The organism is Porphyromonas sp. oral taxon 278 str. W7784 (assembly GCF_000467855.2).
Classification (GTDB): domain Bacteria; phylum Bacteroidota; class Bacteroidia; order Bacteroidales; family Porphyromonadaceae; genus Porphyromonas.
In genome coordinates this window covers 68,645-90,995 of record NZ_KI259228.1, presented here as the reverse complement: position 1 = coordinate 90,995, position 22,351 = coordinate 68,645, and the positions used below count along the sequence as shown (strand labels likewise).

Genomic DNA, 22,351 nt, shown 5'->3' with positions numbered 1-22,351 from the left:
GGAGATCTGATTAGTAATTCTCTTCATCGAAGAAGCCCGCAGCGAGGCGAGCACGAGGCGACCTACCGAGGTGACTATACGCTAGATCTGTCGCCTCTCGGCCTCGGGGGGTACGCTTGATGAAGCCCTCCTTGATGAGGTAAGGCTCATAGACTTCCTCTACCGTCCCTGGGTCTTCCCCAAGGGCGGTGGCGATGGTCGTCAAGCCTACAGGCCCGCCAGCGAACTTGTCTATGATCACCCCGAGGAGCTTATTATCAATGTAGTCGAGGCCGTAGCGGTCGATGTTCAGCGCCTCTAGCGCATAGCAGGCGATAGCCTTGTCGATGCTCCCGTTGCCTTTGACCTGAGCGAAGTCTCGCACTCGTCTCAAGAGGGCATTGGCGATACGTGGCGTCCCTCGGCTACGTGAGGCTACCTCGACGGCAGCACTGGTCTCACACGGGGTATTGAGGATATCAGCTGAGCGATGGACGATACCAGCGAGGGTCTCGATGTCGTAGTACTCGAGGTGGAGGTTGATCCCGAAGCGAGCTCTCAGAGGAGCAGTCAGCAGACCACTGCGTGTCGTCGCTCCCACGAGGGTGAAGGGATTGAGATCGATCTGGATGGAGCGAGCGCTAGGCCCCTTATCCAGCATGATGTCGATGCGGTAGTCTTCCATAGCCGAGTAGAGGTATTCCTCTACGATCGGGCTCAGACGATGTATTTCGTCGATGAAGAGGACATCATTGGGCTCGAGGGAGGTGAGCAAGCCTGCCAGGTCTCCAGGCTTGTCTAGTACAGGCCCGGAGGTGACCTTGATGCCTACCCCCAGTTCTGAGGCGATGATGTGGGAGAGCGTCGTCTTCCCCAGCCCCGGAGGACCATAGAGCAGGACGTGGTCGAGGGCGTCGGAGCGCATCTTCGCTGCCTGTACGAAGACCTTGAGGTTCTCTACAGCTTTGTCTTGGCCTCGGAAGCTCTCGAAGGAGAGGGGACGAAGTGCTCGGTCAATGTCTTGCTCCTCGGGAGAGAAGTTGGATTGATCACGGATGTCGAAGGAGTCGAGACTCGGCATAGCTTAGGGATGTGAAGGCGAAAGGGAATCGATGAACGAGAAGAGCGTGCGGTAAGCCTCACGGTAGGCCGTCGTGTCGCTAGAGAGGAAGAGGTCGTGCAGGCCGTGCGGTATCCGATGGGCTTCGACCCGCTCTCCTAGTCTCTGGCCGTAGCGCTGGATATCCTCCACGTCTAGTACTAGGTCGGCCTGGGCGCACTGCTCACTCCAGACGCCATGCGAGCGAAGGCTCTTGTCGGAGCTCATCAGCAGGATGGGCATCTGTAGCTGTAAGCCCTTCTGCACGCGCTTGTGTCCCCGACGGATGGCACGAAGCCAACCGAGACGGATGGGGTGTCCTAAGGCTTTCTTCCATCTAGTATCATATTCCCAGCGACCATAGTACTGCTTCAGGAGCGATTGGTCGTAGACATGAGGCTTCTTGAGCGGGGGAAGGATGATGATGCGGGGGAAGAGCCCAGCGACACTTGTCACTAGGGGAAGGAGGACCTTCTCCTGAGCTTTGGTGAGGTTGAAGTCGAAGAAAGGACTATTGAGGATCAAGGCTCGTATGCTGTCGCTATTCTTGGTGTCCTCGAGGTAGAGCGACGTGATCAGCCCTCCGGTAGAGTGCGCCATGAGGTAGATCTCCTTCGCTCCCTCCGAGCGAATTTCCTTCATCGCTGCTCGGAGCTCCTCGTAGTACTCCTTGAGGTCCTTGACTTCGAAGGGGTCTTGGTGAGGCATGATGGAGCGTCCGTACTTCCTCAGGTCAAGCGCATAGAAGTCCATGCCATGCGCTGCGATGCTATCCCCGAGGGCTGCTTGGAAGAAGTAATCATTGTACCCGTGCACGTACAGCAGAGCCCGCTCGGCGGGAGCAGTACGATCTCGGCGAACGAGCGTAGCTACCACCTCTCCCGAATAGTCTGCTCCCATCGGGAGGGTAAGCTGGCTGTAGCCTGGGAGGATGTCGGCTCGCCATTGAGCGCAGAGCGGGGCTCCCTCGAGGACGCACCCGAGGACGAGGATAAGGATGATCTGTCGGAGCTGAATCTTCATAGCCGTTGCTTCTATTATATGAAGTACAAAGGTAACCAAATCACCGCACACCGCTGGGGGCTTCTCCGCTGGCTTCGCTCTCGGGAGAAGGGGCTCGGTCTTGCTTCCTTCCCCTGAGTGATAGCAGCGCCTCGGAGGCGCTACTGCTACCTCCGTCGAAGAAGCAGTACTGCCTCTCGGGAGGCGCTAGTGGTGCTACTAGTTCGCTTGCGGACGGGGAACTTCTAAGGCGAACGTACGGCCTTCTCCTAAGCCCCGTAAGGCGAACGATCCGCTAGCCTCGGAGCTAGGAATGGATTTCCCTCAGAGGGCACAGGGAAGTACCTTAACAGCAGGGAAATAGCGGACAAGCCTGGTCGGATAAGGATATTAAGGAAAAATCGGCTATTTTTGTGGGCACATTGTACCCTAAAACAAGGAAATAAGATACAATCAATTAAGTAATACAACACGATGCAAAACAAAGGATTTGTGACCTTCGTCACAGCGAGTTTGGCTTTGATCTGTGCGTTTTACCTCTCCTTCTCCCTCATTACGAATCACTACGATAGTAAGGCGGAGAAGATGGGCGAAGCTGCAGGTAAGGCTTATCTCGACTCCATGGCCAACGAGAAGGTGTTCCTCGGGTACACCCTCAAGGAGGCACGTAAGCAGCAGATCGGCCTTGGACTAGACCTCAAGGGGGGGATGAACGTCATCCTCAAGCTCAACGCCGGTGACCTCGTCAAGGGACTTGCAGGGGATACCCAGGACCCTAACTTCCAGAAGGCCATCCAGGCTGCTTCGAAGAGTACCTCTCAGGGCAACTACATTGACCAGTTCGTCGCCGAGTACAAGAAGCTCTCTCCAGGCATTAACCTTGCTCTGGTCTTCGGGGCTGGCGACCTTCGCGATCAGATCAACCCTTCCACCTCGGAAGCCAAGGTGATCGAACTTCTGAAGGAGAAGTACAACAGTGCCGTCGAAGCCTCGTTCAATGTCCTGAGCACACGTATCGACCGCTTCGGGGTCGTAGCGCCTAACCTCCAGCGTCTCGAGGGGCAAGGACGTATCCTCGTCGAGCTCCCCGGTGTGAAGGATCCCGAGCGTGTACGTGAGCTTTTGCAGCGTAGCGCCAACCTTCAGTTCTGGCGTACCTATACCTTCGACGAAGTAGCAGGTGACCTGACTACCCTCAGCGACCGCCTCCTTGCTCTCGGTGCTCCCGCAGCTCGTCCTATCCCTGTCGCTACTGACTCGGTAGCCGTGCAGGCAGAGAGCACGGCTAAGGACTCCGTCGTCGCTCCCGCCGTCGCTGCTCCCGTACAGAATCAGCTAGCCTCCATCGACACGCTCGCTAAGTACCTCCAGCTCGGAGGCCGTGGTGGCGCTACCGTAGGGCTGGCCCAGGACCGTGACCGCAACAAGATCGACTCCCTCCTTGCTCTAGCAGTCGAGTACCACCTCCTGCCCGAAGACCTCACCCTTCTCTGGGGTGCTAAGCCCATCCAGGATCCACAGACGCGTAAGCTGACGAGCATCTACGAGCTCTATGCTATCCGTACTAATCGCTCCATGAAGCCAGACCTGTCGGGTGATGTCGTTACCTCCGCTAAGGCCGATGTCGACCACAATCGTATCGGTAGCGCAGAGCCTCAGGTATCGATGTCGATGAACCAGGAGGGCGCTCAGGTATGGGCCCGTCTTACCAAGGAGAGCATCGGACGCTCCATCGCCATCGTTCTCGACGGCGTCGTCTACTCCGCTCCTAATGTAAACAACGAGATCACAGGCGGTAATTCCTCGATCACGGGGAACTTCACCATCGAAGAAGCTAACGACCTGGCCAACGTCCTTAACTCAGGGAAGATGGAGACAAGTGTCGTCATCGAACAGGAGAACGTCGTCGGGCCTACCCTCGGGAAGGCATCCATTCAGGCAGGGATCATTTCCTTCGCCATCGCTCTGGTCCTCTTGATGATCTACATGTGCCTAGCATACGGCCTCATCCCAGGGATGATCGCTAACCTCGCCCTGATCGTCAATAGCTTCTTCACCCTCGGTATTCTCGCTTCTTTCAATGCCGTACTTACCCTATCGGGTATTGCGGGGCTTGTCCTCACACTCGGTATGGCTGTCGACGCTAACGTCCTCATCAACGAACGTATCAAGGAAGAGCTTCGCCAGGGCAAGGGCATGACCCGTGCTATCGCTGACGGCTACGGCAATGCCTTTAGCGCTATCTTCGACTCGAACCTGACGACGATCATCACCGGTATCGTGCTCTTCTACTTCGGTGCAGGGCCTATCCGTGGGTTCGCTACGACGCTGATCATTGGTCTTATCGCCTCGTTCATCACCGCCGTCTTCCTCACCCGTATGGTCTTCGAAGCTCTGGACAAGCACCACAAGCTCGACAAGGTGACCTACACGACGGCTATGACGAAGAACCTCCTCGTCAATCCTACGTACAACTTCCTCGGAGCACGCATGAAGGGCTACCTTCTCCCCTGTGCCCTCGTCATCGCTGGCCTTGTAGGCTTCTTCACCGTAGGCCTGAATAATGGTATCGAGTTCTCCGGCGGTCGCAACTACATCATCAAGTTCGACCAACAGGTAGACAACCAGAAGATCCGTGAGAAGCTCGCTCCTGTCCTCGACAATAAGCTCGTGCTTACGGCCATCGGCACAGAAGGCGATCAGATCCGCGTCTCCACCAACTACCTCATCGACGACTCCGGCGATAGCGTCGAAGAGCAGCTCAAGGATAAGCTCTACCAGGGCCTCAGTGGCTTCTACAAGACGACGCCTTCGAAGGCAGACTTCGACAGCTATATCGTCAGCTCGCAGAAGGTAAGCGCCAGCATGTCTAACGACATCAAGACCCAGGCCCTCATCGCTGTCGGTCTCTCGCTACTCTTCATGGCGATCTACATCCTGATCCGCTTCCGCAACGTCGCCTTCTCCATCGGAGCCTTTGCTTCGGTGACGGTGACGACGCTGATGATCATCGCCATCTACGTCCTCCTTTGGAAGGTAATGCCCTTCACCATGGAGGTCGATCAGAACTTCATCGCAGCCCTCTTGGCGATCATCGGGTACGCCATCAACGACGTCGTGATCGTCTTCGACCGTATTCGCGAAGAGATCGGCAAGCATCCGCAGGCCGACCGCTTCCAGGTGATCAACGGCGCTCTCAACTCCACCCTCTCGCGTACGCTGAATACGTCCTTCACGACCTTCCTCGTGATGATCATCGTCTTCGCCTTCGGTGGTGCCACGATGCGTAGCTTCACCTTCGCGATCCTCCTGGGGGTTGTCTTCGGTACGTATTGTACGCTCTTCGTCGCCACGCCTATCGCTTACGAGATCGCCAAGCGTCGCCGTGAGCATGCCGCCACGAAGTAAGCGCTTCGCTCTCCCTTAGAGAAGGGCCCCGACTGATTCGTTTAGTCGGGGCCCTTCTTCCTTTTTCTGGGGGGAAAGCACCCGTCCCCAAGCAAGGCAAGTCCTACTTCTGCCGAAGGCGCAAAATTTCTGTGCGCACGGAAGAAAATTTTCTTACGTACGGAAATTTATTTTCTTACGTAAGAAAATTTCCCCGACTTCGAACGTCGATTTTTCGCCTTCCGCACGGCGCAAAATTTTCGTGCGCACGGAAGAAAATTTCCTTCCGCAAGAAAATTTATTTCCTTGCGGAAGAAAAAATATTTTCTTGCGGAAGGAAATTTGGGTGTCTTCCGAAGAAAAATTTCCCGCCCTTCGAACAGAAATTTTGCGCCGTGCGGAAGGAAAGAAATTTCCGTGCGCACGAAAATAAATTTCCGCATATGCGAAAATATTTTTTCGTATATACGGAAATAAATTTTCTTATATACGGAAATTTTACCCCTCGCAAACCCGCTGGGAATGCGGGGTGTGAGAAGGGGGGGAATTCGTGCCCCTTCGGAGGGCCTTCGACGAGGGAGGCGGGAGGCTTTTGTGGGCGGGGAAATCTGCCTACCTTCACGAAGCATTCGCATGGATTGCCAGCTAAACGAGGGGTAGTTCGCCTGCCAGAGGTAGGGGGAAGAGCCCCCAGTGACTATCGATATGGAAGAGAAAAAGACCGCACTCATTACGGGCGCTTCGAGCGGCCTAGGAGAAGAATTTGCCCGCCTGCATGCCGCCGGCGGTGGCGACCTCATCTTGGTGGCCCGCCGAGAAGAACGGCTTTTGGCGCTGAAGGAAGAGCTGGAGCTTCGGCACGGCATTCGGGTGTACGTCTTGGCCAAAGACCTTGCCCAGCCTTCGGCACCCAAGGAAGTCTTCGACGAAGTGCAGCGCCTTGGCCTCAGCGTGGACTACCTCATCAACAACGCTGGGCTCGGAGGGCAGGGCACGCTCGCCGAACGATCCCTCGAAGCAGACAGCCAACTTCTTGCCGTGGACCTCCTTGCCTTGACGGCGCTCACGAAGCTCTTTCTCCCCACCTTCGTCCAGAGGGGAAGCGGGCGCATCCTCCTCGTCTCATCCATCGCTTCGCTCGTGCCTGGGCCTTACCAAGCGACCTACTTCGCAGCGAAGGCCTACGTCACTTCGCTCAGCCTTGCCCTCGGCGAGGAACTGCGGGGAACGGGCGTGACGGCGACTGTCCTCCTCCCCGGGGGCATGAAGACGGGTTTCGAGGCAGCGGCGAAGCTCGAAGGTACAGGGCTGGCTCGTCAGCTCACCCACAGCGCCCGACGGGTGGCGGGGCGGGGATACCTAGCCATGCTCCGAGGACGAAGGAGCTTGATCGCTGGCGTCGCTCCGCTGGAGCGTCTCTTGCTTGCTCTTGCGCCCTTGGCACCGAAGGCCTTTGTCCTGAGCTACGTCGCCCGCCTCAATCGAAGGTAAGTCGCCCTTGAGGCGAGAGCGGTGGGAGCTTGCCCCTCTGCTAGCCTGGCCTTGCCCCCTCTTTAAAGCAAAGAAGCCCCAGAGAACGAGCGTTCTCTGGGGCTTGTCGTTTGTGGTGAGGCGAAGGCTCGTTCTAGCCCTTGAGAAGGAGCATCGCCCCGATGAGGAGGGCGAGGAAGAAGGCATTGCGGGCCGTCTTGCCGAGGATCTTATTCAGCTCCGCCCCTTCGGCGAACTGGAGGTGGCGGTGCGTCGCCGAGAAGAGGACGATGTAGGGAAGCATCAGGAGCATCCCCCAGAAGCTGTAGATCGGGTAGAGCAGTCCCAGCGAAAGCAGTCCGCAGGTGAGGTAGAAGCGAGGGGCAAAGTCCCGCCCCATGCGTACGATCAGGGTGCGCTTGCCAGCCTTGCGATCTTCCTCTGCGTCTCGGTAATTGTTGACGACGAGGATATTCACGCTGGAGAGCCCGATGGCGGTGGCTAGTTGCCAGAGCGTGGGGTCAGCGATCGTCCCCCGTAGGATGAAGAAGCTCGTCACGACCGGTACCCATCCGAAGAATACCAGTACGGCTAGATCGCCGAGCCCGTGGTAGGAGAGGGGATAGGGCCCGCCCGAATAGGCGAAGATACCCAGCCCGACGGCTAGACCCACCAGAAGCAGCCACCACGAGGATAGGGCAATGAGCGTGAGCCCGCTTGCGAGGAAGACGGCAAGGGAGAGGTAGAGCGCTCGGCGTACTTCGCCTTCGGTGAGGAGCCCCTTGGAGAGGGGGCGGAGCGGGCCTGTACGTTCGTCGGTGTCCGCCCCTTTCTTGAAGTCGATGAGGTCGTTGGCGATGTTGCTCCCGATCTGAGCGCTGATGGCTACGACAAGCAGGAGCGCCGTCTTCAGCGGATCAATGCTTCCCAGCGATAGGGCGTAGAAGAGCGCTACGAGGACCGAACTTATCCCCGAGAGCAGGGTGCGGGGACGCGTCAAGCCAAGCCATAGCTGTGCCCGTGAAGGCGAGGAGGAGCGTGCCATCAGTTAGCCGTCTTGCCGCTAGTGCGGGAGAAGAGGTGGTCGCTCAGAGCAAGCAGTGTGCGACGCTTGTCGGAGGCTTCTACCAGGACGGTGAGGTTGTAGTCACTCCCCCCGTAGGAGATCATGTGCACGGGGATCTCGCTCAGGGCATTGAGGATCTGCGCTTCGAAGCCTACGTTGTCCCACTCCATGTCCCCGACGACGCAGACGATCGTCATGTCGTGCTCCACATCGATGGAGCCTAGGGAGAGAAGGCTCGCCCTAAGGTCTTCGGGGAGGGTGCTTCGCTCGATGGTCAGCGAGATGGAGGCTTCGGTCGAAGCTACCATATCTATAGGGATGCAGTAGTGCTCGAAGAGGGAGAAGACCTTGCCCATGAAGCTCCAGTGCGAGAGCTGGTGATTGCTTCGGATGCGGATCATCGTGATGTTGTCCTTCGCTGCCACGGCCTTGATCATGTCCTTGTCCGTATCGAGGGAGATCAAGGTGCCGGGAGCTTCGGGAGCCATCGTGTTCAGTAGGCGCACGGGGATGTGTCTACGCTTGGCTGGCTGGATACAGGTAGGGTGAAGGATCTTCGCCCCGAAGTATGCTAGTTCGGAAGCTTCTTCGAAGTGGAGACGGCGCACGGGCGATGTGGCATCGACGAAGCGTGGGTCATTGTTATGCATGCCGTCGATATCCGTCCAGATCTGGATCTCATTGACCTCGAGGGCAGCACCGATGAGGGTAGCGGTATAGTCGCTACCGCCTCGCTGGAGGTTGTCGATGTCGCCGAAGGCATTGCGACAGATATAGCCCTCGGTGATGAAGAGCCGTGTGCCCTCGGGTGCTCGGTCGATGAGCTCCTTCAGATGGGCTTGGATATAGGCTTCGTCGGGCTCTGCCTGCTTATCCGTGCGCATGTATTCGAGGGCGGGGAGGCCTACGGCTTCGATCCCTCGGTCAGCCAGATGGCGGAGCATCATCGCCGTGCTCAGGAGTTCGCCTCGAGCTAAGATCTTCTTCTCATCGAAGAGGGTGAAGCTCTCAGCGTAGCAGATCTGCTCAAGGAAGAAGAAGGTCTCATTGACCAGCGTCCAAGCCTTGTCGTAGCTGTGCTTGTCGGGGAAGAGAAGTAGGGTCTCCTGCTCGTACTTCTTCTTGAGCTTGGTGAGGATAGTGAGGGCCTCGTGGCGGTGGTGTGCCATGAGCTGGTGCCCGATCTCTACGAGGGCGTTGGTCGTCCCTGCCATAGCGGAGAGGACGACGATCTTGACCTCGTCCGTGGCGGTGATGAGGTCGGCGACGTGGCGGATGCGTTCGGCGGAGGCTACGGAGGTGCCTCCAAACTTCATTACTTTCAATGGAGTAGGGGAGCTAGGTGAAGACTAGAGGATCGGGTGGGCTTAGAGCTCGGCCATCTCGACGCACCGTGCAGGGTAGCGCTCGAGGACGAGCCTATTGTGGGTAGCCATGATGACGGCTGTCCCTCGCTCCTTCGTCAGGCGGTGTAGGAGTTCGGCTATGGCTAGGCCGTTCTCGGCATCAAGGTTGCCCGTGGGCTCGTCGGCTAGGATGAGCTCGGGCTGACCGATGAGTGCTCGTGCGATGGCTACACGCTGCTGCTCACCGCCCGAGAGTTCGTGGGGATATTTGTAGCTCTTGGTCTCGAGCCCGACATCACGTAGTGCCTCTTCAATCCGGCTGGATCGCTCGGAGCTACGGGTGACACCGAAGGCACGGAGCACGATATCGAGGTTGTCCTGGACGGTGAGGTCGGGTAGGAGCTGGAAGTTCTGGAAGACGATCCCCAGCCTGCGACGGAGCTTCGGGAGGTCTTTGCTTTTGATATGGGTCAGATCGAAGCCCAGCACGTGCGCCGAGCCTTGTGTCAGGGGAACTTCTGCGGAGATGGTCTTCAGGAGGGTACTCTTCCCTGAGCCAACGGGCCCCGTCAGGTAAACAAATTCACCAGCGGCGACCCTGAAGTTTACTTCCTCGAAGAGGATGTGCTCGTGACGAGCTATCTGTACCTCCTTGAAGTCCAAGAGCCACTTATCTTCAGCCATAGATCTTTATATATAGGTTTATTTGTCTACAAAGATACGCAAAGAGCGCTATGCTGAGGCTATTATCGGTGCTGGAGTATCATCCTCGGCAGGGTACACCCACAGTCGAGCTTCGATAGGCTTGCACCGAAGGCGAAGAGGAGCAAGAGTGGTAGAGGGTAGCATATCTCCTTATCGCTACGGCAGTCGTCACTTAGGTGGAGGCTAGTGATGAGGCTAGGTAGTCTCCTAAAGCTCCGCAAAGGAGCTCCCTCAGCTCCCCTTACTCCATGCGTCTACTAGGCTGAACTGTCTATCCCCTTTCACTCTCCATAAAGAGAGGGGAAGGAGGAAAGGAGAGGGTATGTGTAATTCGACAGAGCTATTGTCTTCTCTTCTATTGAGTTAAAATACTTATTACCTTTGAGTCATCTAACTCTCATAGCACTATCTCTCTATGGATCTTACTATACTTGGGGAATACGGTCTCAAAACAGCCCTACGAGTAGCTCTCAATATCAAGAAGCTCTATACCTCAGAGGTCGATAATGGCATTATTTCAGCCTTTGAATTCGCACTTAATGATTGGTCTAAGCACACCCCTACCACTAGCGACAAAGTCCGTCTATCGAAAGTATTGGAGGAGTATATCCAAAGCTCAATGAGCTACGAAGCTCTTGATACGGATACCCAAAAGTTCATCGACTGCTTCAAGAAAAGACTGAGCGAGCAACCCGCAGCACACCGCTACCTGATGACGCTCCGAGCTGACATGCAAGAAAAAAGCGAGGAACAGAATCTGCTTGAGCACCACAAGACTCAAGAGTCTGTGCTAGATCTCAAGAGTCGAATGGAAGAACTCAATATGGCTCCACAATACATCCGAGCTCTCCTCAAAGAGCTTCCGCTAGAGCAAGGACTAGAGCGTACAGAGTTGGTACTCGAGGAGATGCTCACTAACGGACGCATCCACTCGGAGGGTGCTAAGCGACTCGTCTTGGAGTTTGCACGATTCCTCTTCGAGCATACTGACAAGATTTCCGAAGAAACTAAGCTGCTAAGGGAGGCTGGAGATAGCTATCTTGCCGAAACCTTGGAGGAGATCAAGAGGGTATTGACAGGGGAGAGTAAGCAGAGTCTAACAGCTGTCTATGAGAAGCACAAGGAGCAAGCACGGCAGAACGAGATCAGAGTCCTCAAAGAGCTGATTGAGGCGGCTCAGATTAAGTTCTCCTTTGGCGAGGCTCGGGAATTCTATGAGCGTCTGATTAAGTTAGCTCCGACCATTGAGCTCCACTTCAACTATGCATACTTACTCCAAAACCTCAATGATATTGATAAAGCTAGAAGCCACTACGAGGAGGTGCTACAGGTACTCCGAGAGTTGTCAAAGGAGAATCCGGAGTTACACAAGCCAAATCTAGCTACAGTTTTAAATAATTGGGGATCCTTGCTAAAGAGTGCTAACGAGTTCCAGCAAGCCCAAGCTTGCTACAGGGAGGCGCTAGAGATCCGTCGAAAGTTGGCTGAGCAGAATCCGGAGGTATACAAGCCATACGTAGCTATAACCCTAAATAACATAGGAAACTTACTCTGCGACACCAATGAGCTCCAGCAGGCTCAAGCTTGCTATAAGGAGGCGTTGCAGAAATATCGAGAATTGCCAGAACATAGTCTAGAAGTATATAAGCCAGATATGGCGATGGTGCTGAATAATTTGGGTATCTTACTCAAGAATACTAACGAGCTTCAGCAAGCTCAATCTTGCTACGAAGAGGCGTTAAAAATACATCAAGAGTCGGCCAAGCATAATCAAGAGACGTACAAGCCGGATCTGGCTACGACTCAACAGAACCTTACCCTCCTTTATCTGCAACAAGGGAAGAAAGAGGAGGCTGAGGAGGCTTACCAAGAGGCCTACGATATTTACCAAGACCTAGCTAGCCACTATCCCAGAGCCTATGGAATTGACTATGCTCAGCTACTAGTGATAGGCTTTGACTTGCTGGGTAAGCCGAAGAAGTATCTAGAGGAGACGAAAGCAATTCTAGACAAATACCCTGAACATTCCAAAGCCCAAGAGTTACTGAGCATCATAGAGCAACTTGACAATAGGTGAGGCCCATATGGCTTTTAGTCCTCATCTTCTTTGTACATTGTTCTCCCTGAAGAAGCAGAGGGCTCGGCGGTGAGGGGCGGGTAGGGATACTCGCCTTGATAGAGCACGTAGGCGCGGGAAGCCCCGCTGTATGATGGGGCAGACATCCTCCATACATAGCTCCCTTGAGTGACCCATGCATGGGTCGTCTCGGTACCCCATGAATGGGTCGGTCGAGGGACCCATGAATGGGTAGCTAGGGGAGGGTATCCATGGCGAGCGAAAACTCTTCGTGAGATCATGCTGTGGGATGACTAATACACGTTATCTTTGTGCTAGAAACATCTCTACATCTACGCTATGCCGACCATCAAACTACGGCGTCAACTCTTCCTTGATGCCCTCCTCATCGTCTTAGGCTCGTTCCTCCTGGCTACGGGCTATAGCCTCTTCTTAGCTCCAGCACACATCAGCCCTGGGGGTGTCTACGGGCTAGCTCTAGTCATCAGGGAGCTGGCTCGTCAGCTATTCGGCCTCGAGTTGGGGCTCGGGACGATCGCTATCGTCTTCAATATCCCGCTCTTCCTGCTCGCTGTGCGTGGGCTCGGGAAGCTCTCAGCGATTAAGACGGTCGTCACCTTCATCCTAGTAGCCTTCTTCTCCGACCTCATCGAGACTTGGTCGGGAGGGAAGCCCCTTGTCGAGGAAGCTATCCTCTGTAGCTTCTATGGTGGGGCACTCCTCGGGGTAAGTGTCTGGATGATCTTCAGCGCTCAGAGTACTTGTGCGGGGACGGACACGCTCGCTCGGGTGCTCTCTCGTACCTTCAATACCAAGGTGGGGACGCTGATCATGCTCATCGACTCCCTGATCGTACTCCTCGGGCTCTGGGTCTTCCAAGACTGGCGAGTGCCTCTCTACTCCTGGATCGCCATCTTCGTCTACAGCAAGGTCGTTGATGCCCTACAGCCCCAAAATCCCCACAAGTCTGTCTTCATCATCTCGGATAAGATGGAGGAGCTCCGTGCCGTCCTAGTAGGGCAGATCGGAGTGCGTGGTACCTTCCTCCATGGTCAAGGTATGTATTCGGGTGCTCAGCGTGAAGTGCTCTTCATCATCATCGAGCGTAAGCACTCTGCGGCGCTCAAGAAGCTCGTCACAGACGTAGACCCCAAGGCCTTCATCACGACGGCCGATGCGACCAATGACAGCATGCCCATCCATCCCTAATCAACTCTTACCAAGCTTAGCCCTATGAAGCGCTATTTCTTTGCCCTCCTGCTCCTCGTAGCACTAGCTCCTTTTGCTCGGGCTCAGAGCACCGACCGCCCTCAGATCCTCGTCGAGACGACGAAGGGGAACTTCATCATCGAGCTCTTCAATGAGACGCCCATCCATCGAGATAGCTACCTGAAGCTCGTGCGTGAGCATGCCTTCGACGGGGTGCAGTTCCATCGGGTCATCAAGGACTTCATGATCCAGACGGGCAACCTCCAGACCAAGGATCTCAAGCGGGAGCAAGAGCTCCCCGATGATGCTCACGAAGAGACGCTTCAGGCGGAGCTCATGCCCAGCCTCTTCATCCATGAGCGTGGCTTCATCGGAGCAGCTCGTCAGGGGGATGACGAGAATCCCGAGAAACGCTCTTCCTTCAGCCAATTCTATATCGTCACGGGGAAGTACTATACGGATATGGACCTTGACCAGATGGAGCAGGGGCGTGACTGGCGCTATACCCCCGAGCAACGCTCTGCCTACAAGCTCAAGGGCGGTGCTGCCCACCTCGATGGGGGCTATACGGTCTTCGGTCGTCTCCTGGATGGCTGGGGCACCATCGACAAGATCCAACGGGTAGAGACCGACGACAATGATCGTCCGCTGAAGAATGTCATCATCAAGCGGATGCGTCTCTACACGCCGAAGAAGTAATTCGTCGTCATCACCTCCTCCGGCCTAGCTTCATAGCGAGGGTAGGGGAGGTGATGCTGTATCTACCCGTATTTAGTCTAGGGTAATTCGTATCTTTGCCCTGGATTGAACCACTACGTAAATAATGACAAGTCCTAAATAACTATGCAGGAGAAGATACTCATCCTTGACTTTGGTTCGCAGACGACTCAGCTCATCGGGCGACGCCTTCGCGAACTGAATACCTACTGCGAGATCATCCCATACAACAAGCTCCCCGAGGATCTCACGGGCGTGGCAGGGGTGATCCTCTCAGGTAGCCCGTACTCAGTCTATGATCAGGAGGCCTTCAAGGTCGATCTATCTTCCCTGAGAGGCAAGCTCCCTCTCTTGGGTATCTGCTACGGAGCTCAGAGCCTAGTTCATCAGGCGGGAGGTCGTGTAGAGCCCAGCGATAGCCGTGAGTATGGACGTGCTCACCTCTCCATCCGTCATGAGCATGATGCTCTGATGGAAGGGGTTAGCTCCGGTAGCACGGTATGGATGTCGCATGGAGATACCATCACAGAGCTCTCTAAGGGCTTCCGTATCGTCGCTAGCACGGAGGATGTAGAGGCTGCTGCCTTCCGCATCGATGGGGAGAAGACTTGGGGGGTACAGTTCCACCCCGAGGCTTATCACTCCGAAGAGGGGCTGAAGATCCTAGGGAATTTCCTCACGGTGACGGGTATCCGTGGCAATTGGTCACCTGCCTCCTTCGTCGAGAGCACTGTAGCTGAGCTGAAGGCACAGCTAGGAGATGACAAGGTCATCCTCGCTCTCTCGGGTGGGGTAGACTCCTCTGTGACGGCAGTCCTGCTACACAAGGCGATCGGTAAGAACCTGACCTGTATCTTCGTCGATCATGGTCTACTCCGCAAGAACGAGTATGAGAATGTCCTCCGTGACTACGAGCACCTAGGGCTCAACGTCATCGGTGTGAATGCTCGGGAGAAGTTCCTCACGGCACTCAAGGGGGTCACCGATCCCGAGGAGAAGCGTAAGATCATCGGTCGAGGCTTCATCGAGGTCTTCGATGAGGAGGCGCACAAGCTCACCGATATCAAGTGGCTCGGGCAGGGTACGATCTACCCTGATGTCATCGAGTCACTCAGCATCACGGGGACGGTCATCAAGAGCCACCACAATGTAGGTGGGCTACCTGAGCGTATGAAGCTCCGTCTCGTCGAGCCGCTCAGACTGCTCTTCAAGGACGAAGTACGCCGTGTGGGTCTCGAGATGGGTATGCAGCCCCACCTGATCAAGCGTCAGCCCTTCCCTGGTCCAGGGCTGGGTATCCGTATCCTCGGAGAGATCACGGCTGAGAAGATAGAGATCCTCCAGAATGCAGATGATATCTACATGTCTATGATGCGTGAATGGGGGCTCTATGACGATGTATGGCAGGCTGGTACGATCCTCCTCCCTATCCGCTCTGTCGGAGTCATGGGCGATGAGCGTACCTACGACTATACGATCGCCCTACGTGCTGTCACCAGCACCGATGCGATGAGTGCAGACTGGGCACACCTTCCCTATGAGTTCCTAGCTAAGGTGTCCAATGAGATCATCAATAAGGTCAAGGGAGTGAACCGTGTCGTCTACGACATTTCCTCCAAGCCACCCAGCACCATCGAATGGGAGTAAATCACTCTCTGTGCACCCAAGACCACGCATCACCTGCCTCAACTATCCAGAATTAATCATCACCAAGCCATCACCTCCTGCCCCGCTCTCGGGGGTGCGAGGTGGTGGCTTATCCTCAACCAATAACTAAAAGAAGTGTCTCAACACCAGCCTGAGACGAAGAAGGTCACGACCCTTCGTCTGGCAGCTATGAAGGCCCAGCGTGAGCCGATCACGATGCTTACCGCCTACGACTATACGATGGCTCGTCTGCTGGATGCAGCAGGTATAGATATCCTCCTCGTCGGAGACTCTGCCGCCAATGTGATGGCAGGGCACACCACGACCCTACCCATCACCCTCGATCAGATGATCTACCACGGCTCCTGTGTCGTGCGTGGAGCTCGGCGTGCCTTCGTCGTGGTCGATATGCCCTTCGGGAGCTATCAGATCAGTGAGGAGACAGCCCTCTCTTCGGCTGTCCGTATCATGAAGGAGACGGGAGCTGATGCTGTGAAGCTCGAAGGCGGAGCGCATCTCTTCTCCACCATCCAGCGTCTCGTAGCCTCGGGTATACCTGTAGTAGGGCATCTGGGGCTGACCCCTCAGTCCGTCCATCAGCTCGGAGGTTATGGCCTCCAAGCTAAGGAAGGGGAGGCTGCTGACCGACTCTATCAGCAAGCTCTTGGGCTAGAGCAGTCGGGCTGCTGTGCCCTCGTCCTTGAGAAGGTACCTGCTGAGGTAGCGACTCGTGTGGCGGAGGCTCTTCGTATCCCCGTCATCGGTATCGGAGCGGGGAGCGGGGTCGATGGGCAGGTCTTGGTCTCGCAGGATATGCTCGGGATGGAGGATAGCTTCTCTCCGAAGTTCCTTCGTCGCTTTGCTCAGCTGGGCGACCTGATCAAGGGAGCCGTCGGTGACTATATCACGGCGGTGAAGGAGCGTAGCTTCCCCTCAGAGTCGGAGTCCTACTAATACGAGGAGCGCTAAGCATGATGCAGTTCTCTCAGATCGTCAATGTCAGTGACTTCGTCAACTGGTGTGACTACCTGGGTACCCTGGCCTTTGCGATCAGTGGTATCCGACTCGCAGCGGGGAAGGGCTTCGACTGGTTCGGCGCCTACGTCATCGGCTTCGTCACCGCCGTAGGTGGAGGGACGGTCCGTGACATCCTCCTTGACATCAAGCCCTTCTGGCTCGTACAGCCCTCCTACCTGATCATCACGGCTCTGGGGCTGATCTTCACCATCGTCTTCCGCCGTCAGGTCGTACGGCTCAATCACTCGCTCTTCTTCTTCGATGCCGTGGGCCTCGGGCTCTTCGTCGTGGTAGGGGTGGCTAAGTCTTACGCAGCCGACTTCCCTTGGTGGGTAGCGATCATCATGGGCACGATCACCGGCTCCTTCGGTGGGCTCCTCCGTGACGTGCTGATCAATGAGACCCCGCTGATCTTCCGTACCGACTTCTATGCCTCGGCATGTGTCCTCGGGGCGATCGTCTATGTCCTTCTGGGACGCTATACGGGTATGGCCATTGAATGGGTGCAGTTCATCTCCGCCATCTCGGTCTTTATCGCCCGAGTGCTGGCTGTCGTGCTACATATCCAGCTCCCTACGTTCAACCCCCAGTCGGTCCTCCGAAGTGAGGAGGAGAAGGGCGGTAGGTAAGTGTCACAGCGAATCCATTATCTTTGTGTGTATACCTATGGGAGTCTCTTCCCTCACCTATAATCAAGTATGGCTAGTCAACGGTATCTAAAGAAGATCATTATCGCAGAGGTGATGCGCCTCTTCGACGAAGCTTTGATCATTCGTGCAGTCTCCAGTAGCGAAGCGATGGAGACGGAGATCGAGGATCTGATGGATGACCTCATGGTCTTCACAGACGACACCCTGCGTCGGGTAGATCACCCCGATGGCAAGGATAACCCCAAGCTCGTGAAGGCCTACTATCGAGGTCTGAGGAGCCATATCGCTACGGCGCTTATGAGTTTCTCAGAGCGTCTCGACCAGTTCGTCGAGGATCTCTAATCTCACCGACCTAAAACAACTAAAGCATTGCGTAAGAAAATAGCTCAGTGTCTGCTCCGCCTCCTTGGCTGGAAGATCCTTCCTCGCCCCGCAGAGCAGCCTCAGGGGAGCATCATCTGTGTCGCCCCCCATACGAGCAATCATGACTTCCTTCTTGGGCTACTCTACTCGTGGGCTTCGGGCTTCCAGTCGGGCTTCCTGATGAAGAGCGAATGGTTCTTCTTCCCTCTAGGCTCGCTCTTCCGTGCTCTGGGAGGTATCCCCGTCAACCGCAAGGAGCGTAGCCAGACGGTGGAGCGTATCCAGCGCCTCCTCTCCGAGCGGGGGCAGATGCACATCGCCATCACCCCTGAGGGGACGCGCTCCCGTGGGGAGAAGTGGAAGAGTGGCTTCTACCACATCGCTGTGGCAGCAGGCCTTCCCATCGAGCTGGCCGTCATCGACTACAAGAAGAAGGAGCTAGGTATCTTCGAGGTCTTCCATCCCACGGGCGACCTCGAGCAGGATCTATCTGCCATCCGTAGTCGCTACGACAGCTCTCAGGCCAAGTACCCTGAGAAGTTCACCCCCTAAGATCTATGAGTATGACCCATCCCGAGCCTCTACGTGTGAGCGCCGTGCAGTGTAGCATCGCATGGAATGATGTCGCTACTAACCTCGAGTACATAGAGCACATCGTCCAGACGCACGCTACAGGAGCCGACCTCATCATCTTCCCTGAGACGATCACGACGGGTTTCTCTTCGGAAGCCGCTCTACTAGCAGATACAGAGCAGGGAGAGGTCTATCACTTCCTGCTGGGGCTAGCTAAGAAGTACGAGGTAGCCCTCTCGGGGAGCTACCTGAGTCGGGTAGGGGAGGAGGTGCACAATCTCTTCTTCCTCTTCGAGCCCGATGGTCAGGTACAGCTCCAGGCTAAGCGTCATCTCTTCGCTCCAGGAGGGGAGAAGGAGTTCGTCTCACCCGCCCGATCACGTAGTATCTTCACGTTTAGAGGCTGGCGTATCCTCCCCGTCATCTGCTACGATATGCGCTTCCCTGTCTGGTGTCGCAATGTCTCCAATGAGTATGATATCCTCATCGCTGTAGCCAATTGGCCTCGCCCACGTCGGGAGGTCTTCCGCACCCTCCTCAGGGCTCGGGCTATGGAGAACCTCAGCTACGCCATCGGTGTCAATCGGGTAGGCGAAGATCCCCAGCATCTGGTCTATACGGGTGACTCGGCTATCGTCAATGCTCGGGGTATTCCCCTCTCCGAGGCGCAGGAAGGTGCCGAGGAAGTGATCTCGGCTACCCTCGACTACGAGAGCCTACGTGACCTTCGGGAGAAGTTCCCCGTCTGGGCAGATGCCGACCCCTTCACCCTACATCTCTAAGTCTCACCCTTCTACTAAATAATCATCTCTATGAGCACAATCTCCACGCAAGAACGTGTCGCTGAAGCCCTCCTCAAGGTCAAGGCCGTGAAGCTCCAGCCTGAGGCTCCCTTCACTTGGGCTTCGGGATGGAAGTCCCCCATCTATTGTGACAATCGGGTCACGCTCTCTTACCCTGACGTCCGTACCCTGATCAAGACGGAGCTGGCGGAGGCTATCCGTCGTGAGTTCGACACACCTGACGTCATCGCTGGAGTCGCTACTGGAGCTATTGCTCAGGGAGCGCTGGTGGCTGATCTGCTCGGTCTACCCTTCGTCTACGTCCGTCCTGTGGCTAAGGATCATGGTATGGGTAATCAGATCGAAGGAGAGCTCCCTACTGGGAGTCGTGTCCTCGTCGTAGAGGATCTGATCTCTACGGGCGGGAGTAGCCTCAAGGCCGTAGATGCTATCCGCCGAGCAGGATGCTCTGTCCTCGGGATGGTCGCAGTCTATACCCACGGGTTCCCCCAGGCTGAGGAAGCCTTCGAGGAGGCTCAGGTCCGCCTCGTCACCCTCAGCCACTACGATGCTGTGATCCGTCAGGCGCTCGCTACGGGCTATATCTCTGCAGACGACGAAGCCCTCCTCAAGGAGTGGCGCAAGTCTCCAGCTACCTGGACGGGCAAGAAGTAACCCGTACGATTCATCCTCTTCACCTCCCTTATCCCTTCTCTACCCTAATGAGTGACTATACCAGCTCGATCAAGGCCATCGCTGCCCCTCGTACACGTGTCTACACCCGTCTCTCTGACCTCAGCGGTCTAGCCTCCGTGCAGGAGCGCCTCCCCGAAGAAGCTCGGGAGAAGATCACGATCGAGCCTATTGACCGAGATAGCTGTGCCTTCGTCATCCCAGGTGCTGGACGTATCGTCCTGCGTATCATCGAGCGTGAGCCCGAGGGGACGATCAAGCTAGCCACGGACCAGTCGCCTATCGACCTCACCCTTTGGATCCAGCTTCTGGAGCCTTCGTACGGCGATACTCGTCTTCGCCTGACGCTCAGGGCGGATCTGAACTTCTTCATGCGTAAGATGATCGGGAGCAAGCTCAATGACGGCATTGAGAAGCTCGCCGAGATGCTCACCATGATCCCCTACAACGACTAGGGCCTCTCCCGCTCCAGTGGAGGAGCCTTCACATCCATCCCCTCTCCTCATAGTTCATGCGAAGGCTCATATCTGGGTTACTCTCGCTCCTCATGCTCTCAGCCTGTGGAGGCTCTACGGAGTCGCCCATCCCCCCTGCCCCTGTCTACTATGAGGTAGCCCTCCAGCTCCCTCAGTACCGACCGCTCCAGAGTCCGGGTGGGATCGTCCTCGTCCCACGATCGGAGTTCGAGGCGATGCGTGTTGGGGCTCGAGGCCTCGCCCTGGTGCATGCCCTCGAGCGAGAGGAATACTACGCCTTCGATCTAGCCTGTCCCGTGGAGCCCTATCCCTGGGTCAGGCTAGAGCTTTCGGGGCTAGAGCTCCGCTGTCCGAAGTGTGAGAGCCACTTCGACATCCTCTCGGGTACGGGACGACCGACCTCGGGCATCGCTCGTAGTCCTCTCCGGCGCTATCGTGCGGTGCGCCTCGAGGGGCAGGCTAAGCTCCTCATCACCAACTAGCGCCCCTTCCCCCTCACCCGCCTCCCTCTTCATCCACCCTCCTCAGGTCTTCTCGTATGGCATTCTCCTCTTGGCTACTCATCGCCTATGTCCTCACGGTCCTAGGGGTCATGGGGACTGTCTTGAGCGAGAATCGCAATCCGCTCAAGGCCTCTGCTTGGATCCTCATCGTCGGGCTCGTCCCCGTCTTCGGGATCATGGTGTACATCGTCTTCGGGCAGGATCAGAGGCGTCTGCATAGCATCAATAGACGCTTCTATCAGCGCCTGATGCGCAAGCCTCAGCTCCTCTCCCTACCGAAGCATCTGCAGAAGAAGCGCCAAGCTACCGAGGAGAACCAACGCCTCATCGAGCTCCTCCTTAGGAATTCGGAGAGCCCTCTACTGCAGCTCCAGACGCTGGATATCTATGCTTGGGGGAGGGACATGTACGAGGCTCTCTTCCAAGACCTAGAGCAAGCCGAGGAGTACATCCATCTACAGGCCTATATCTTCGCTGCTGATGAGGTCCTCGACCGCCTCACGGAGCTCCTCATCCGGAAGGCAGATGAGGGTGTCACCGTACGCATCATCTACGACCATCTGGGCTCCTACAATGTCCCCGCCTCCTACTGGAAGCGTATGCGGGCAGCGGGGATACAGGTCTACGCCTTCATGCGGGTAGCCTTCCCCCTTCTCTCCACGACGGTGAACTACCGCAATCACCGCAAGATCGTCGTCATCGATGGCTCTGTAGGCTATGTCGGGGGGATGAACTTCGCTCAGCGCTACCTCACAGGGACGGAGCTCGGGATGTGGCGTGATACCCACTTCCGCCTGACTGGGGTAGCTGTGGCGGGCTTGCAAGGCTCCTTCCTCGTCGACTGGTATGCTGTCTCACGCAAGGTCGTGAACATGGATCGCTACTTCGACCCATCGGTCCTGCCCAACGAGTATTCACCCTCGGTGCAGTTCGTGCAGGGTGGTCCCATCAGCCACTGGCGTACCCTCGAGCAGGCGATTATCTATATGATCTCTCGAGCAAGTGAGCGTATCTGCATCCAGACGCCTTACTTCCTACCCACGGAGAACCTCAACAATGCGATCATCACCTCCGCCCTTGCTGGGGTCGAGGTCGAACTGATGCTCCCCGAGCGTACCGACTCACGCCTGACGACCTTTGCTGCCAATTCGTACCTCTCCCAGCTCCTCGAGGCTGGGGTGAAGATCTACCAGTACCGAGAGGGCTTCCTCCACTCTAAGCTCCTCATGGTCGATGACCGCATTGCTTCGATCGGGTCGGCGAACATGGACTTTCGTAGCCTCGAACATAATTTCGAGATCTCGGGCTTCGTCTATGACCCAGGGATCACCAAGCGTCTGACCACCCTCTTTGATCAGGACAAGAGCGCCTGCCACTTACTCACTCGAGAGGAGTGGGAGAAGCGTGGTCGTCTCGTTCGCTTCTCAGAGTCGGTGATGCGCCTCTTTGCTCCCTTGCTCTAGCCCTCTTTGCTCCCTTATTCTAGGCCACTTTGATGGCCCTCTTGGGCGACCTATGGTAGGTCGTCTTCGTGACCTATAGTGGGTCGTCGTCGGACCCTACGGTAGGTCGTCTCGACGACCTACCGTA

General features: G+C 56.2%; 20 protein-coding genes. 15 read left to right on the top strand and 5 right to left on the bottom strand.

What is annotated here, in order from left to right; all coding sequences use genetic code 11:
• Positions 1 to 10 precede the first annotated feature (10 nt).
• Positions 11 to 1,060 (bottom strand): Holliday junction branch migration DNA helicase RuvB, encoded by a 1,050-nt coding sequence (gene ruvB, locus HMPREF1556_RS02755; RefSeq protein ID WP_021666704.1) that lies wholly within the window; start codon positions 1,058 to 1,060, stop codon positions 11 to 13.
• Positions 1,061 to 1,063: 3 nt separating this feature from the next.
• Entirely contained in the window at positions 1,064 to 2,101 is a 1,038-nt protein-coding gene (locus HMPREF1556_RS02750; protein ID WP_021666703.1) for an alpha/beta hydrolase, read from the bottom strand.
• Between the two features lie 453 nt (positions 2,102 to 2,554).
• On the opposite strand from HMPREF1556_RS02750, the gene secDF reads away from it, so the two are divergent.
• Positions 2,555 to 5,488, top strand: a complete 2,934-nt coding sequence (secDF, locus tag HMPREF1556_RS02745; RefSeq protein WP_021666702.1) for a protein translocase subunit SecDF — start codon at positions 2,555 to 2,557, stop codon at positions 5,486 to 5,488.
• A 684-nt stretch (positions 5,489 to 6,172) separates the two neighbouring features.
• Positions 6,173 to 6,958: an SDR family oxidoreductase gene (locus HMPREF1556_RS02740; protein WP_021666701.1), complete on the top strand. Its 786-nt coding sequence runs from the start codon at positions 6,173 to 6,175 to the stop codon at positions 6,956 to 6,958.
• A gap of 133 nt (positions 6,959 to 7,091) precedes the next feature.
• Here HMPREF1556_RS02740 and menA read toward each other — a convergent pair whose 3' ends face one another.
• The 3 genes from menA to HMPREF1556_RS02725 are packed head-to-tail and all read right to left on the bottom strand — an operon-like array spanning position 7,092 to position 10,033.
• The gene (gene menA / locus HMPREF1556_RS02735) at positions 7,092 to 7,982 is read right to left on the bottom strand and encodes a 1,4-dihydroxy-2-naphthoate octaprenyltransferase (protein ID WP_021666700.1); all 891 of its coding nucleotides are present in this window, start codon (positions 7,980 to 7,982) and stop codon (positions 7,092 to 7,094) included.
• Positions 7,982 to 9,328 (bottom strand): aspartate kinase, encoded by a 1,347-nt coding sequence (locus HMPREF1556_RS02730; RefSeq protein ID WP_044125142.1) that lies wholly within the window; start codon positions 9,326 to 9,328, stop codon positions 7,982 to 7,984. The genes menA and HMPREF1556_RS02730 overlap by 1 nt, the downstream gene beginning before the upstream one ends.
• Before the next feature lie 42 nt (positions 9,329 to 9,370).
• Positions 9,371 to 10,033, bottom strand: coding sequence for a cell division ATP-binding protein FtsE (locus HMPREF1556_RS02725; RefSeq protein WP_021666698.1), 663 nt, complete (start codon positions 10,031 to 10,033; stop codon positions 9,371 to 9,373).
• A gap of 436 nt (positions 10,034 to 10,469) precedes the next feature.
• Here HMPREF1556_RS02725 and HMPREF1556_RS02720 point away from each other — a divergent pair, with 436 nt between their 5' ends.
• The 13 genes from HMPREF1556_RS02720 (at position 10,470) to cls (ending at position 22,224) form a co-directional block, all read left to right on the top strand.
• Positions 10,470 to 12,131 (top strand): tetratricopeptide repeat protein, encoded by a 1,662-nt coding sequence (locus HMPREF1556_RS02720; RefSeq protein WP_021666697.1) that lies wholly within the window; start codon positions 10,470 to 10,472, stop codon positions 12,129 to 12,131.
• A 339-nt stretch (positions 12,132 to 12,470) separates the two neighbouring features.
• Positions 12,471 to 13,340, top strand: a complete 870-nt coding sequence (locus HMPREF1556_RS02715; protein WP_021666695.1) for a YitT family protein — start codon at positions 12,471 to 12,473, stop codon at positions 13,338 to 13,340.
• 24 nt (positions 13,341 to 13,364) lie between these two features.
• Complete coding sequence (locus HMPREF1556_RS02710) at positions 13,365 to 14,039, top strand: peptidylprolyl isomerase (RefSeq protein ID WP_021666694.1); 675 nt, start codon at positions 13,365 to 13,367, stop codon at positions 14,037 to 14,039.
• 144 nt (positions 14,040 to 14,183) lie between these two features.
• Positions 14,184 to 15,704, top strand: coding sequence for a glutamine-hydrolyzing GMP synthase (gene guaA / locus HMPREF1556_RS02705; RefSeq protein WP_021666693.1), 1,521 nt, complete (start codon positions 14,184 to 14,186; stop codon positions 15,702 to 15,704).
• Between the two features lie 135 nt (positions 15,705 to 15,839).
• The gene (panB, locus tag HMPREF1556_RS02700) at positions 15,840 to 16,658 is read left to right on the top strand and encodes a 3-methyl-2-oxobutanoate hydroxymethyltransferase (protein ID WP_021666691.1); all 819 of its coding nucleotides are present in this window, start codon (positions 15,840 to 15,842) and stop codon (positions 16,656 to 16,658) included.
• A gap of 17 nt (positions 16,659 to 16,675) precedes the next feature.
• Positions 16,676 to 17,350, top strand: coding sequence for a trimeric intracellular cation channel family protein (locus HMPREF1556_RS02695; protein WP_021666690.1), 675 nt, complete (start codon positions 16,676 to 16,678; stop codon positions 17,348 to 17,350).
• Positions 17,351 to 17,419: 69 nt separating this feature from the next.
• Complete coding sequence (locus HMPREF1556_RS02690) at positions 17,420 to 17,713, top strand: hypothetical protein (RefSeq protein WP_021666689.1); 294 nt, start codon at positions 17,420 to 17,422, stop codon at positions 17,711 to 17,713.
• Positions 17,714 to 17,740: 27 nt separating this feature from the next.
• Positions 17,741 to 18,286, top strand: coding sequence for a lysophospholipid acyltransferase family protein (locus HMPREF1556_RS02685; protein ID WP_021666688.1), 546 nt, complete (start codon positions 17,741 to 17,743; stop codon positions 18,284 to 18,286).
• A gap of 5 nt (positions 18,287 to 18,291) precedes the next feature.
• Complete coding sequence (locus HMPREF1556_RS02680; protein WP_021666687.1) at positions 18,292 to 19,089, top strand: nitrilase-related carbon-nitrogen hydrolase; 798 nt, start codon at positions 18,292 to 18,294, stop codon at positions 19,087 to 19,089.
• Between the two features lie 30 nt (positions 19,090 to 19,119).
• Positions 19,120 to 19,764, top strand: coding sequence for an orotate phosphoribosyltransferase (gene pyrE / locus HMPREF1556_RS02675; RefSeq protein WP_021666686.1), 645 nt, complete (start codon positions 19,120 to 19,122; stop codon positions 19,762 to 19,764).
• Positions 19,765 to 19,811: 47 nt separating this feature from the next.
• The gene (locus HMPREF1556_RS02670; protein WP_021666685.1) at positions 19,812 to 20,237 is read left to right on the top strand and encodes a hypothetical protein; all 426 of its coding nucleotides are present in this window, start codon (positions 19,812 to 19,814) and stop codon (positions 20,235 to 20,237) included.
• Between the two features lie 56 nt (positions 20,238 to 20,293).
• Positions 20,294 to 20,740 (top strand): hypothetical protein, encoded by a 447-nt coding sequence (locus HMPREF1556_RS02665; RefSeq protein ID WP_021666684.1) that lies wholly within the window; start codon positions 20,294 to 20,296, stop codon positions 20,738 to 20,740.
• Between the two features lie 56 nt (positions 20,741 to 20,796).
• The gene (gene cls, locus HMPREF1556_RS02660; RefSeq protein WP_021666683.1) at positions 20,797 to 22,224 is read left to right on the top strand and encodes a cardiolipin synthase; all 1,428 of its coding nucleotides are present in this window, start codon (positions 20,797 to 20,799) and stop codon (positions 22,222 to 22,224) included.
• Positions 22,225 to 22,351: the final 127 nt, after the last annotated feature.